The sequence below is a fragment of the Streptomyces sp. NPDC051452 genome (assembly GCF_044454765.1).
GTDB lineage: Bacteria > Actinomycetota > Actinomycetes > Streptomycetales > Streptomycetaceae > Streptomyces.
On sequence record NZ_JBITEB010000010.1, the window covers coordinates 48,892 to 62,162 of the forward strand.

Consider the following 13,271-nt stretch of genomic DNA (forward strand, 5'->3'; position numbering starts at 1 on the left):
TGATGGCGTCCCTCGTCTACTTCAAGAAGGAGTCCGAGGACGGCGTGGTCGTCCGCTACTCCTTCGGTGAGGACCCGGCGGCGATGACGCGGCTGCTGACGATGAACACCTACACCCGGACTGCCCAGCCGGACGACGGCGACCTCGACTACACGTTCCTCAAGGCATCCCGGAAGATCAATGCCGTGTACGACGAGCGGGCACGATGGCCGGAGCGGGGGATGAGCGTGAGCTGAGCCGTCAGGGGCGCCCGATGAGCCGGATCTCCGGCGGCCACAGCACCCCGCTCGCCATCAGCAGCGAGGACCCCAGGTGGACCGGGCACACGAGCAGCGGCGGCAGGCGGTACCGGGCGATCTCGAAGACCGCGGGGTCGGAGCAGTCCGTACCCCCGGCATCGGCCCCCTCGCCGCCGTAGGGCCCCCGGCACCGCAGGTCCCGGTGGACGCTCATACCTCGATTGTCCACCGAGTCTGATGAGGGAGCACGTCGCCCTCGGGCGCGACGAACTCCCGTCCCGTTCGGCGCGGTGGACGAGGGGACGGCCGGTCGGGTTCACCGCACCGGCCGTCCCATCGGATCCCCGGGTCTCGGGGAAGGGACGCTCAGATGAACGAGTTGATCTCGATCGTCTCGTCCCGGCCCGGGCCCACGCCGATCGCGGAGATCGGGGCGCCGGACATCTCCTCCAGCGCCTTGACGTAGTTCTGGGCGTTCTTCGGCAGGTCGGAGAAGGACTTCGCCTTGGTGATGTCCTCGGACCAGCCCGGCAGGGTCTCGTAGACCGGCTTCGCGTGGTGGAAGTCGGTCTGGGAGTACGGCAGCTCCTCGACCCGCTTGCCGTCGATCTCGTACGCCACGCAGACCGGGATCTGCTCCCAGCCGGTCAGGACGTCCAGCTTGGTGAGGAAGAAGTCGGTCAGGCCGTTGACGCGGGTCGCGTAACGGGCGATGACCGCGTCGAACCAGCCGCAGCGGCGGTCGCGGCCGGTGGTCACGCCCCGCTCGCCGCCGATGCGGCGCAGCGCCTCGCCGTCCTCGTCGAACAGCTCCGTGGGGAACGGGCCGGCTCCCACCCGGGTCGTGTAGGCCTTGAGGATGCCGATCACCCGGCTGATCTTCGTCGGGCCCACGCCGGCGCCGGTGCAGGCGCCGCCCGCGGTCGGGTTGGAGGAGGTGACGAAGGGGTACGTGCCGTGGTCGATGTCGAGGAGCGTGCCCTGGCCGCCCTCGAACAGCACGACCTTGTCCTCCTCCAGCGCCTGGTTGAGGACCAGGACGGTGTCGGCGACGTACGTCTTGATCTGCTCGGCGTAGCCCAGCAGTTCCTCGACGACCTGGCCCACGGCGATCGCGCGCCGGTTGTAGAGCTTGGTCAGCATCTGGTTCTTGACGTCGAGGGCCGCCTCCACCTTCTGGGTGAGGATCGACTCGTCGTAGAGGTCCTGGACCCGGATGCCCACGCGGTTGATCTTGTCCGCGTAGGTCGGGCCGATGCCGCGGCCGGTCGTGCCGATCTTGCGCTTGCCGAGGAAGCGTTCCGTCACCTTGTCGACGGTCACGTTGTACGGCGTGATGATGTGCGCGTTACCGCTGATCAGGAGCTTGGACGTGTCGACGCCACGCTCGTTCAGACCGCTCAGCTCGGAGAGCAGGACCGACGGGTCGACGACGACACCGTTACCGATGACCGGCGTACAGCCGGGAGAGAGGATTCCGGAAGGGAGAAGGTGGAGCGCGTACTTCTGGTCGCCCACGACGACCGTGTGGCCGGCATTGTTGCCGCCCTGGTAGCGCACTACATAGTCCACGGAGCCACCGAGTAGGTCGGTCGCCTTCCCCTTGCCTTCGTCACCCCACTGAGCACCGAGCAGCACAAGTGCGGGCACGCGCGTACACCCCTTCCGGGCGGGGCATGTCCAAGGTCGGGGGCCCCGGCGTAAGGTTCACCGCCGCGTACCACCGCGACCGTCTTCGGTCGCACCAACCGTCGGACCGGATGCCCCGGAATAGACGAAGCCCCTGGCGCAATAGCGCAAGGGGCTCTTGCACAAAGATGCTACCCGAGGAAGCGAGGCAGGACCGAGGTGGCGACTTCCGCGACGTCCGATCAGCTGCTGGTGATCATCGATTCGGCGGCCCGGCAGATGGACGGGGAGTCCGTGAGGATCGCGAAAGACGTGCTCAGCGCGGGTGCGGCGACCAAGCTGTGTCTGCCCGAGGGGCCGGAGGAATTCGCCCGCGCACTGGGCCGGAGGGGGTCCAGGCGCCCGGTGCTGATCGGCGACGACCGGGCTCTGGTGCGTGCGGTGACCTTGCTGCACCGGCGGCGGGAGCTGGCCGGATGCGCGCTGTCGGTGGTCCCGGTGGGCGAGACGGCGCTGGCCGAGTCCCTCGGCGTGCCGGCGGGCACGGTGGCCGCGGCGCGGGCGGTGCTGGACGGGGCCGTGCGACGCCTGGACCTGCTGGTCGACGACAGCGACGGAGTGGTGCTGGGGGCGCTGGGCATCCCGCCGGCGCCGGTGCGGGAGCCCGTGGCCGCCGCCGAGCCGGTGGGGGTCTCCGCGGGGCGGCCCTGGCTGCGCACGACGTACCGCTCGCTGGTGCGCACCCTGGCCGTCTCCCGCCCCGCCCGGCTGCCCGCCATCCCCTCGCCGGGCCCCGCCCGGCTGCGGGTGGAGGTCGACGGCGAGACGGTCGTGGACCTGGACCAGCCGGTCGAGGCGATCTCGGTCGTCCCGGGTTCGGGCGGGTTGTTCACGGTGGAGGTGCGGCCCCTGTCGGTGGGCGCGGAGGCGACCGCGCTGCTCGTCTCCGGCCGCACGGTGACGGTCGCGGGCGCGGACTTCCGCTACCGGGCGGACGCGGCGGTCTCGGGTCCCGTGCGCAGGCGGACGTGGACCGCGCGCGAGGAGGCCTGGGGGCTCACCCTGCCCGACGTCCACGCCTAAAGGTCTGGTGACAAATATTTAACACCGTCGACCCCTTCCCGATCCGGTACTTCGTCCACCATCCTGCTCCATCAGGACCCACGGACGGGACACGGAAGGGGCCACCCGATGGCAGTGGACGAGGGCGTCGCCCCGGCGACGGGCACCGCGGACGACGGAACGGTTCATCGACTGAAACCCAACGCCGTAGGCCTGCTCGGCGTGGTGTTCATGGCGGTCGCCACCGCCGCGCCGATCACGGCGATGACCGGCAACGTGCCGTTCATGGTGTCCTCCGGCAACGGCGTCGGGGCACCGGCGAGTTATCTCGTGGCAATGGTCGTCCTGGCAATCTTTTCCGTCGGTTTCACCTCGATGGCGAAGCACATCACGTCCACCGGCGCCTTCTACGGCTTCATCTCCTACGGCCTGGGACGCACCGTGGGACTGGCCTCCGGCCTGCTCGCCACCTTCGCCTACGTGGTCTTCGAGCCGGCGTTGATCGGCATCTTCTCCACCTTCGGGACGACCACGCTGAGCGACCAGACGGGCCTGGACGTGCCCTGGTGGGCCTTCGCGGCCCTGATGCTCGCCGTCAACGCCACCGGCACCTGGTTCGGGGTCAGCGTCGCGGAGAAGCTGCTGGTGGTGCTGCTGGCGACCGAGGTCACCGTGCTGGCGGCCATGGCGGTGTCCGTGGCCCTCCACGGCGGCGGGCCGCACGGCTTCACCTTCGCGCCCGTCGATCCCGTCAACGCCTTCAAGGGCACCTCCGCCGGGCTCGGACTGTTCTTCGCCTTCTGGTCCTGGGTCGGCTTCGAGTCGACGGCCATGTACGGCGAGGAGTCCCGCGACCCGAAGCGGATCATCCCCAAGGCGACGATGATCAGCGTGCTCGGCGTGGGCGTCTTCTACGTCCTGGTCTCCTGGATGGCCATCACCGGCAACGGCGAGGCGGAGGCCGTCAAGGCCGCCTCGTCCGCCGACCCGCTCTCGCTGTTCTTCGGTCCCACCGAGCGCTACGTCGGTCACTGGGCGGTCGACGTCATGCAGTGGCTGATGATCACCGGCTCGCTGGCCTGCGGGATGGCCTTCCACAACTGCGCCGCCCGCTATCTGTACGCCCTGGGCCGGGAGGGCGTGCTGACCTCCCTGAAGAACACCGTCGGCCGCACCCACGCCCGGCACGGCTCCCCGCACATCGCGGGCCTGGCGCAGACCGTGGTGAGCGCGGTGCTGGTCGGCGGGTTCTGGATCGCCGGCAAGGACCCGTACACCGGCACCTACGTCCTGCTCGCCATCCTCGGCACCATGGCGATCCTCGTCGTCCAGGCCGTGTGCTCCTTCGCGGTCCTCGCGTACTTCCGCTCCCACCACCCCGAGAGCCGCCACTGGTTCCGCACCTTCACCGCGCCCCTGCTGGGCGGCGTCGCGATGCTCGCGGTGGTCGTGCTGCTGGTGTCCAACATGGGGGCGGCGGCCGGCCCGGAGTCCGGCTCGCTGGTGCTGAAGGCGACGCCGTGGCTGGTGGCGCTGGTCGCGGCGACCGGCGTCGGCTGCGCCCAGTACCTCAAGCGGCGCTCCCCCGAGCGCTACGCGCTGCTGGGCCGGACGGTGCTGGAGGAGACGAAGGAACGCTGAGCGGGGCCCCGGGAGGGGTCAGCGCACCTCGACGTCGAGTCCGCTCAGTCCCCGGATCACGAACTGGGGCTTGCGGGCCGGCTCGGCCACCAGGGCCAGCGTGGGCGCCTGCCGGAGCAGGGCCGTCATCGAGGCGGCCAGTTCGATGCGGGCCAGCGGGGCTCCGATGCAGTAGTGGATGCCCGCGCTGAAGGAGATGTGCGGATTGTCGGCGCGGGTGAGGTCCAGACGGCCGGGGTCGGCGAAGACGGCCGGGTCGTGGTTGGCGGAGCCGAAGAGCAGGGCGACCTCCGCGCCCCGGGGGATGGTGGTGCCGTCGATCTCGATGTCGTCGAGGACCCAGCGTTCGAAGAGCTGGAGCGGGGTGTCGTAGCGCATCAGCTCCTCCAGCGCGGAGGGGACCAGCGAGTGGTCGGCGCGCAGGGCCGCCAGCTGGGCAGGGTCGCGGAACAGGGCCCACCAGCCGTTCACGGTGGCGTTGACGGTGGCCTCGTGACCGGCGTTCAGCAGCAGGACGATCGTGGAGATCATCTCCTGTTCCGTCAGCCGGTCCCCCTCGCCGTGGGCCGCGATCAGCCCCGAGACGAGGTCCTCCCCCGGCTCCGCGCGGCGGGCCGCGATCAGCTCCCGCAGGTAGTCCGAGAACTCCAGCGACGCCCGCACCGCCCGCGCCGCCGTCTCCCGCGACGGGTTCAGCTCGTACATCCCGCAGATATCCGCCGACCAGGGGCGCAGCCGGCCCCGGTCCGCCTGCGGGATGCCCAGCATCTCCGCGATCACCGCCACCGGCAGCGGCTCCGCCACCTCGGTCAGCAGGTCACCGCCGCCCGCCCCGACCAGCTTCGCCACCAGTTCGTCGGCCAGATCGCGCACATACGGCTTCAGCCGCTCCACCGTGCGCGGGGTGAACGCCTTGGACACCAGGCGCCTGATCCGGGTGTGGTCGGGCGGCTCCAGGTCGAGCATCCCGTGGTCGTTGAGGGTGTGGAAGGGCTCGTGCTCCGGCGGGGGCGCGCTCCGGCCGAAGTCCTCGTGTGAGAACCGGTGCCGGTACGTCCGGCCCAGCCGCCGGTCGCGCAACAGGGCCGACACGTCCGCGTGGTGCGGGACCAGCCACTGGTCGGTCGGCTCGTACCGGATCACCCGGCCGCGCGCCCGCAGCTCGGCGTAGGCCGGGTAGGGGTCCGCCAGGAACGCCGGGTCCCAGGGGTCGAAAGCGAGGTCGCCAGAGCCTGCCATGCCGGGACGCTAGCGTGCCGGACCGGCGTCTGACCAGGGTGCGCGACTTCGCCGCGGCGCCGCCGGCCGGCCTGCCGGTGCCGTCAGCCGGGGGTCACCAGCCGTGCCTCGTACGCGAACACCGCCGCCTGGGTGCGGTCCCGCAGGCCGAGCTTCACCAGGATGCGGCTGACGTGGGTCTTGATCGTCGACTCCGCCACCACCAGCCGCCCGGCGATCTCCGCGTTGGACAGGCCCTGCGCGATCAGGACCAGCACCTCCGTCTCGCGTTCGGTCAGTTCCCCGTACGCCGCCCGCGCGGCCGCCGGCGTCAGGCGGGGCGTCTCGGCCAGCCGGGAGAACTCGGTGATCAGCCGCTTGGTCACCGAGGGGGCGAGGAGGGCCTCGCCGGCCGCCACCACACGCACCCCGTCGGCGAGCCGGCGGGCCGAGGCGTCCTTGAGCAGGAAGCCGGAGGCTCCGGCCCGCAGCGCCTGGTAGACGTACTCGTCCAGGTCGAACGTCGTCAGCACCAGCACCTTCGCCGCCGCGTCGGCGGCGACGATCTCCCGGGTCGCCTCGATGCCGTTCAGCTCCGGCATCCGGATGTCCATCAGCACCACGTCCGGAGCCAGCTCCCGGACCCGGTCGACCGCCTCCCGGCCGTTGACCGCCTCGCCGACGACCTCGATGTCCGGCATCGCGTTCAGCAGGACCGAGAAGCCCTCGCGGACCATCATCTGGTCGTCCGCGATCAGTACCCGGATCGTCATGCCGCGTCCTCGACCGCGGTGTGGGCCGGAACCGGCAGGAACACCGTCACCTCGTAGCCTCCGTCGGGCGCCGGGCCCGCCGTCATCTCGCCGTTCAGCATCGTGACCCGCTCGCGCATCCCGGTGATCCCGTGCCCGGCGCCGGGTGACGGCTTGATCAGGGCCGGGGCCGGCGGCGGACCGTTGACGACGCGCAGGCCCAGGCCGCCGAGCACGTACCCGATCTCCACCCGCGCCCGCGCCCCGGGAGCGTGCCGCAGCGTGTTGCTCAGCGCCTCCTGCACGATCCGGTACGCCGACAGCTCCACCCCCTGCGGCAGTTCGCGCACCGCGCCGGTCACCGCCTTCTCCGCCTCCAGCCCGGCCTCCCGCACATTGGCCAGCAGCCCGTCCAGGTCGGCCAGGGTGGGCTGGGGGGCGTCGGGCGCCTCGTAGTCCTCCGCGCGGACGACTCCGAGCACCCGGCGCAGCTCGGTCAGGGCCGCCACCGCGTTCTCCCGGATGGTGGCGAACGCCTTCTCCAGCTCCGGCGGCGGGTTCTCCACCCGGTAGGGGGCGGCCTCCGCCTGGATGGCGACCACCGACATGTGGTGGGCGACCACGTCGTGCAGCTCGCGGGCGATGGTCGTGCGCTCCTCCAGCAGCGTGCGCCGGGAACGCTCCACCTCGGTCACCGTCTGCTGGGCGGTCACCTCCCGCCGGGCCTGGGTCCGTACGTGCCGGACCGTGACGGCCAGCAGGATCAGGGCGGAGAGGAGCAGCATCTGGGCCACGTCGGTGTCGAGGTGGCCGAAGCCGAGGCTTTCGCTCACGAAGCCGTAGGCCGCGGTCACCACCCACATCCAGGCCGCCACGCGCGGGTGGGTGCGCAGCGCCACGACCGTCAGCACCGTCAGATGGGACAGGAAGCTGCCGGGCGCCCACGGCCAGTCGAAACCGGTCGCCCCGCCGACGACGGAGGTGATCGTCGTGGCGGCCAGCGAGACCCAGAAGGCGCCCACCGGACGGACCAGGGTCAGCAGCACCGGACCCAGTGCCAGCACCCCGCACAGCAGGGCGAGCGGGCCGGAGCGGCTGGTGGTGCTCACGCCGATCAGCATCGCCAGCAGGCCGAGGCCGGCCACCGTCACGTGCGGTGTCCAGGACGCCCCCTCCCGCACCCGCTCGGAGCGGCGGGCGAGCCGGCCGTCCGCCTTGGCCCGGGGGAGTGGGCGATAGGCGAAGGCGTCGTGGAACAGCTCCTGCCGCAGGCCGCGCAGGGCGTCCGCGGCGAGCCGGAACTCGGGGCTGCGCGGCCGCTCGGCTCCGCCCGCCGGTGTCGCTTGCGTGTGCGTCGTCTGGGTCACGGGGAGAACGGTAGGCCGCCCGTGGACCACGGTCGTCACCTTGGAGAACGGTCCTGGGGCGTCCCTCTCAGGTACTACGGCCGCCCCGGGCGGGACAGCGCGCCTCACCAGGCCAGTTGGGCGATCTCCTCCGCCGCCACGGCGCAGGCGTCCGCCACCGGGTCGATCAGCGGGAAGTGGCCGACGTCCGCCAGCAGGGTCAGACCGGCCGGCTCCCCCGCCTCGGCCGTGGCGTCCGCGTACGACTCGGCCACCGCCGGCGGCACGGTGAGGTCGGCGCCCCCGTGGACCAGGGTGGTCGCGATGCCCGTCGGAAGGAGCAGCACGGGATCGGCGTACGGCCGACGTGCGGCGAACGTGCCTTCGCCGCCGAGGAGTTGCAGCGCCGCGTGGCCGCAGGTGTCCAGCCGCTCCGCGACCGCGAAGTCCGCGATCGGGGCGAGGGCGACCACACCGCGCAACGGGGCCGGGCGGTCGACGCGCCAGGGGGCGTCGGCGGGCAGGACATGCCGGGCCGCCGCCCACAGGGCGAGGGCGCCGCCCGCCGAGTGGCCGGTGAGCACCGTGCGGCCCGGGTCGGCCCTCGGGACCGCCGCGCGGACCAGGCCGGGCAGGGCGTCCAGGGCGGCGGCCACGTCGTCGAAGGTGTCGGGCCAGCGGCCGGCCAGGGGGGCCGGCGCCGCCGTACCGGCCGCAAACCCCGTGTTCTGCCCGGGGACGCGGGGGTCGCCGCCGCGCCGGTACTCGACGCTGGCCACGGCGAAGCCCCGGCGGGCGAGGAACTCCGCGAAGGGGCTGATGTGCCGGCGGTCGTAGGGGGCGCGCCAGGCGCCGCCGTGCAGGACGACGACCAGCGGGACGAGCGGGTCGTCGGTGCGGGGGCCGTAGAAGTCGATCACCTGGTCGGGATGGTCGCCGTAGGCGGCGGTGGCGTCGGGCTCGACCGGGGGGTGCGAGAAGGCCGACTCCTCCTCGGCGGCGGCACGGGCCGCCGCGGCGTCGTCCGGCATGCTCCAACCTCTCAGCGGTGCCACGGGTTCCGGGGACGGCTCTCGAACCGGGGTTCCGGGCGGGGGTTCGGGATCACTCGGCGGCCGTCGGCGGGACGGTACCAGGCAGGTGACGTGCGAGGACACGGGCGGGGAGCGGCGGAGGCCGACGGGCGGCCGGGGCACGCACGCCTCGGTGCGCGCCCCGGCCCGCCCCACCGGCCGGCCCCCGCCCCGCCTCCGTTACGCCAGGACCTCCCCCAGCACCCGCGCCGCCCGCTCCACCTCGGTGAAGCTCACGTACAGCGGGGTGAAGCCGAAGCGGAGGATGTCAGGTCGCCGGAAGTCGCCGACCACGCCCCGCTCGATCAGGCGCTTCATGACCTCGCCCGCGTCCGCACAGCGCAGGGCGACCTGGCTGCCGCGCTCCTCGTGCGGCTCCGGAGTCACCGACTCGACCCGGCCCGGCTCGGTGTAGGCCGTGACGCACTTCAGGAAGAAGTCCGTCAGGGCGAGGGACTTGGCGCGGACCGCGGTGATCGAGACGCCGTCCCAGGCCTCCAGTGCCGCCTCCAGGGCCAGCATGGAGAGGATGTCCGGCGTGCCGACGCGACCGCGCGGAGCGCCCGCCGCCGGGGCGTAGGCAGGGCTCATGCCGAACGGGTCGGCGTGGGAGTTCCAGCCCGGCAGCGGGGAGTCGAAGCGGTCCTGCAACGCATCGCGCACGTACAGGAACGCCGGCGAACCGGGGCCGCCGTTCAGGTACTTGTAGGTGCAGCCGACGGCCAGGTCGACCCCGTGCTCGTCCAGGCCCACCGGCAGCGCGCCCGCGCTGTGGCACAGGTCCCAGACCGCGAGGGCGCCGTGGGCGTGGATCGAGGCCGTCAGCGAGGGCAGGTCGTGCAGCCGTCCGGTGCGGTAGTCGACGTGGTTGAGCAGCACCGCGGCCGTGCGGTCGCCCAGCGCCTCCGGCACCTCGGCGGGGGTCACCGGGCGCAGGGTGCGACCGGTCAGCCGGGCCGCCGACTCGGCGATGTAGCCGTCCGTCGGGAACGTGCTCGCGTCGACCAGGAGTTCGTCGCGGCCGTCGCCGGCCATCCGGATCGCCGCCACCAGTGCCTTGAAGATGTTGACACTCGTGGAGTCGCCCACCACGATCCGGCCCGGCCCCGCGCCGACGAGCGGGGCGATGCGGTCGCCGATCCGCTCGGGGGCGGTCCACCAGCCGCTCTCCTCCCAGGAACGGATGCGCAGTCGGCCCCACTGGCGGCGGACGACGTCCTCCAGCCGGCCCGGCACCCCGGCGGGCAGGGCGCCGAGGGAGTTGCCGTCCAGGTAGACGACGTCGTCTTGGTCGTCGAGGACGAAGCGGGAGCGGATCGCGGCCAGTTCGTCCGCGGCGTCCGCCTTCTCCGCGAGCAGTGCCAGCTCAGACATGGGACCTCGCCGTCCACAGCTCGGGGAACACGTTCTTGCGGGCCCGCTTCTCCAGCCAGGCCACGCCGGCGGACCCGCCGGTGCCGGCCTTGGCGCCCATCGCGCGGCGGGTGGCGACCAGGTGGTCGTTGCGCCAGCGCCACACCAGTTCCGCCACGTCGCTCAGCGCCTCGCCGAGACGGGCGAGTTCGGCGTCCTGGTCGCCGGAGTAGATCTGCGCCCAGACCGATTCGACGGCGTCCGAGTGTTCGTAGCGCCGGGTCACGTCACGGCGGAGCACGGACTCGGGGATCGCGTGGCCGCGGCGGCCCAGCAGCCGCAGCACCTCGTCGTACAGGCTCGGCTCGTGCAGCGCCTTCTCCAGTTCCGCGTGGGCGCGCGGGGCGCCGCGATGCGGTACGAGCATGGACGCGGACTTCTCACCGAGCAGGAACTCCAGGCGCCGGTACATCGCCGACTGGAATCCGGAGCCCTCGCCGAGGGCGCCGCGGTAGGAGTTGAACTGCGCCGGGGTGAGCTGGCCGAGTGGCTTCCAGGAGGCGTTCAGCGCCTCCAGCTCCCGTACGGACCGCTTCAGCGCGGCGACCGCGGTCGGTACGTCGTCCGAGCGCAGGGCCCGCGCGGCCGTCTCCCACTCGTGGACGACGACCGTGAACCACAGCTCCATGACCTGGGTGGTGACCAGGAAGACCATCTCTCCGGGGTCGTCGGAGAGGGTGTGCTGGAGGTGGGTGAGCACGTCCGCCTTGACGTAGTCCTCGTACGGCGTCGTGCCCGCGAAGTCGAGATGCGGGGTCTCGGGCTCAGCGGCCTCGGCAGGGGGGTGAGCCTTTTGGGACATCGCTGTCTCCTGCTGTTACTCCGGGTAGCGGTCCGCCCCTGCCGATGCCGGCACGGGGGCCCCGGTCCCCAAGCGGAATCCTCCGTAATCCCCCCGGATACGGCAAGGCCCGTCTGCTGCCAGACGGGCCACACCGGTCTCCCGTCCTGCGGGTCAGCCCAGGGTCTGGGCCGCCGTCGCGGAGGAGTCCTTCAGGAACTGCGTGCAGCGCTCGTACTCGTCCTGCTCACCGATGACCCCGGCGGCGCGGGCGAGGCCGTGCAGGGCGCGCAGGAAGCCGCGGTTCGGCTCGTGCTCCCACGGGACGGGGCCGTGCCCCTTCCAGCCGTTGCGGCGCAGGGCGTCCAGTCCGCGGTGGTAGCCCGTCCGGGCGTAGGCGTACGACTCCACGACCGCGCCGCGCTCGAACGCCTCGTCGGCCAGCTGGGCCCAGGCGAGGGAGGAGGTGGGGTACTTGGCGGCGACCTCCGCGGGGGCGGTGCCGCCGGCCAGCAGCTCACGGGGCCCCGGGTCGTCGGGAAGGTGGGTCGGGGGCGGGCCGCCGAGAAGGTTCTCGTGAATCGTCATGGGTTCAGTCTGACACCGGGCGGTCCGGCCGCTACCCCGGTACCACCCCGGGGAACCACCTAGCCGCGGCCGCCCGCCTCCAGGGGTGGTGCCGTCACGTTGCCGTGGGTCCGGCAGTCCGGGCGACGGCAGTCCTCGGCGGGCCGGTGCCGCACCAGGGTGGCCGCCAGCACCGAGCCCAGCAGCAGCACCCCCGCGCAGATCGGCATGGCCCGCCCGAACGCCGCGTCGAACGCCGCCGGCCGCCGGTACACCTGCGGGCCCATCCCGGCCAGCAACGGCAGCGCGGCCACCGCCACCAGGCCCGCCGCCCGGGCCGCCGCGTTGTTCACGCCGCTGGCCAGACCGGCCCGGGCGGTGTCGACGGAGGCGAGGACGGTGGCCGTCAGCGGGGCGACCAGGGTGACCATGCCGACGCCCATCACCAGCACGGCGGGCAGGACGTCCGTCAGGTAGTCCGCGTCCGGGCCGACCCGGAGCATCAGCAGCATCGCCGCCGCGCAGAAGAGCGGGCCGACGGTGAGCGGCAGCCGGGGGCCGGTGCGGTCGGCCAGGGCGCCCGAGCGGGACGAGAACAGCAGCATCAGGATGGTGGTGGGCAGCAGGGCCGTACCGGCGCGCAGGGGCGAGTAGCCGGCCACCACCTGGAGCTGGAGCGCGGTGAGGAAGAAGAAGCCGCCGAAGGCCGCGTACACGCACAGCGTGACCAGGTTGACCGCCGTGAACTGGCGGGAGGCGAAGATGTCGGGCGGGAGCATCGGGTCCTGGCGGTGGCGCTCGACGTACCCGAACGCCCCGGCGGCGGCCAGGCCCGCCGCCGCGGTCAGCGCCACGGCCAGGGAGCCGGAGCGGGCCTCGATGAGCGCGTAGGTCACGAGGGCGAGGGCCAGCGCGCCCAGGGCCGCGCCGAGGACGTCGAAACGGCCGTGGGAATGCGGATCGGCGGACTCCGGCACATGCCGGAGCGCGACCGGGACACACAGCACGGCCAGCGGGATGTTCAGCAGGAACACCCAGCGCCAGCCGGGCCCGGTGACCAGCCAGCCGCCCAGGAACGGGCCCACCGCCGCACCGACCCCGCCGAACCCGGACCACAGCCCCACGGCCCGGCTGCGGTCGTCCGGGTGGAACGAGGCCTGGATGAGGGCGAGGGAGCCGGGGGTCAGCAGCGCCCCGCCGATCCCCTGCAGGGCACGGGCGGCGATGAGGACACCGGAGGACGGGGCGAGGCCGCACAGCAGCGACGCGACCGCGAACCACACCACCCCGACGACGAAGATCCTGCGGCGGCCGAAGCGGTCCCCGAGCGAACCGCCGAGCAGGATCAGACCGGCCAGGGTGACCATGTACGCGTTGACCGTCCACTGCAGCGCGGCCAGGCTCGCGTTCAGGTCGGCGCCGATGCGGGGCAGCGCCACATTGACGACGGTGGAGTCGAGCAGGGCCATGGTGGAGCCGAGGACCGTGGTCAGCAGAATCCACTTGCCCTGGGACGAGGCGAGCCGGACGTCGGGCACGTTCCCAGGTAT

At 72.7% G+C, this 13,271-nt stretch carries 13 protein-coding genes; 3 read left to right on the forward strand and 10 right to left on the reverse strand.

Going from position 1 to position 13,271, the window contains the following annotated elements; genetic code table 11:
- Positions 1-2: 2 nt before the first annotated feature.
- Positions 3-236 (forward strand): hypothetical protein, encoded by a 234-nt coding sequence (locus ACIBA9_RS22925; RefSeq protein ID WP_399365676.1) that lies wholly within the window; start codon positions 3-5, stop codon positions 234-236.
- Between the two features lie 4 nt (positions 237-240).
- On the opposite strand, the gene ACIBA9_RS22930 is transcribed toward ACIBA9_RS22925, so the two are convergent.
- Together ACIBA9_RS22930 and ACIBA9_RS22935 are read right to left on the reverse strand one after the other, a co-directional pair.
- Positions 241-453, reverse strand: a complete 213-nt coding sequence (locus ACIBA9_RS22930; protein ID WP_393901966.1) for a hypothetical protein — start codon at positions 451-453, stop codon at positions 241-243.
- Between the two features lie 152 nt (positions 454-605).
- Positions 606-1,889: an adenylosuccinate synthase gene (locus ACIBA9_RS22935; RefSeq protein WP_399365678.1), complete on the reverse strand. Its 1,284-nt coding sequence runs from the start codon at positions 1,887-1,889 to the stop codon at positions 606-608.
- Positions 1,890-2,087: 198 nt separating this feature from the next.
- Here ACIBA9_RS22935 and ACIBA9_RS22940 point away from each other — a divergent pair, with 198 nt between their 5' ends.
- Together ACIBA9_RS22940 and ACIBA9_RS22945 are read left to right on the forward strand one after the other, a co-directional pair.
- Positions 2,088-2,951, forward strand: a complete 864-nt coding sequence (locus ACIBA9_RS22940; RefSeq protein WP_399365680.1) for a diacylglycerol kinase — start codon at positions 2,088-2,090, stop codon at positions 2,949-2,951.
- 108 nt (positions 2,952-3,059) lie between these two features.
- Complete coding sequence (locus ACIBA9_RS22945; RefSeq protein ID WP_399365682.1) at positions 3,060-4,571, forward strand: APC family permease; 1,512 nt, start codon at positions 3,060-3,062, stop codon at positions 4,569-4,571.
- Positions 4,572-4,589: 18 nt separating this feature from the next.
- Here ACIBA9_RS22945 and ACIBA9_RS22950 read toward each other — a convergent pair whose 3' ends face one another.
- The 8 genes from ACIBA9_RS22950 to ACIBA9_RS22985 form a co-directional block, all read right to left on the reverse strand.
- Complete coding sequence (locus ACIBA9_RS22950) at positions 4,590-5,810, reverse strand: cytochrome P450 (RefSeq protein ID WP_399365684.1); 1,221 nt, start codon at positions 5,808-5,810, stop codon at positions 4,590-4,592.
- Positions 5,811-5,893: 83 nt separating this feature from the next.
- On the reverse strand, positions 5,894-6,562 hold the full coding sequence (locus ACIBA9_RS22955; RefSeq protein WP_362150020.1) for a response regulator transcription factor: 669 nt from the start codon (positions 6,560-6,562) through the stop codon (positions 5,894-5,896).
- Positions 6,559-7,908, reverse strand: a complete 1,350-nt coding sequence (locus ACIBA9_RS22960; RefSeq protein WP_399365686.1) for a sensor histidine kinase — start codon at positions 7,906-7,908, stop codon at positions 6,559-6,561. The genes ACIBA9_RS22955 and ACIBA9_RS22960 overlap by 4 nt, the downstream gene beginning before the upstream one ends.
- Before the next feature lie 104 nt (positions 7,909-8,012).
- The gene (locus ACIBA9_RS22965) at positions 8,013-8,918 is read right to left on the reverse strand and encodes an alpha/beta hydrolase family protein (RefSeq protein WP_399365688.1); all 906 of its coding nucleotides are present in this window, start codon (positions 8,916-8,918) and stop codon (positions 8,013-8,015) included.
- Positions 8,919-9,140: 222 nt separating this feature from the next.
- Positions 9,141-10,334 carry a kynureninase gene (gene kynU, locus ACIBA9_RS22970; protein ID WP_399365690.1) on the reverse strand — a complete coding sequence of 398 codons (1,194 nt, stop codon included), beginning with the start codon at positions 10,332-10,334 and terminating at the stop codon, positions 9,141-9,143.
- A complete protein-coding gene (locus ACIBA9_RS22975) occupies positions 10,327-11,175 on the reverse strand; it encodes a tryptophan 2,3-dioxygenase family protein (RefSeq protein ID WP_393901959.1) in 849 nt (282 codons plus the stop codon). Before ACIBA9_RS22975 ends, kynU begins: the two co-directional genes overlap by 8 nt.
- 153 nt (positions 11,176-11,328) lie before the next feature.
- Positions 11,329-11,742 (reverse strand): DUF3151 domain-containing protein, encoded by a 414-nt coding sequence (locus ACIBA9_RS22980; RefSeq protein ID WP_362150015.1) that lies wholly within the window; start codon positions 11,740-11,742, stop codon positions 11,329-11,331.
- A 59-nt stretch (positions 11,743-11,801) separates the two neighbouring features.
- Complete coding sequence (locus ACIBA9_RS22985) at positions 11,802-13,259, reverse strand: MFS transporter (RefSeq protein WP_399365693.1); 1,458 nt, start codon at positions 13,257-13,259, stop codon at positions 11,802-11,804.
- Positions 13,260-13,271: the final 12 nt, after the last annotated feature.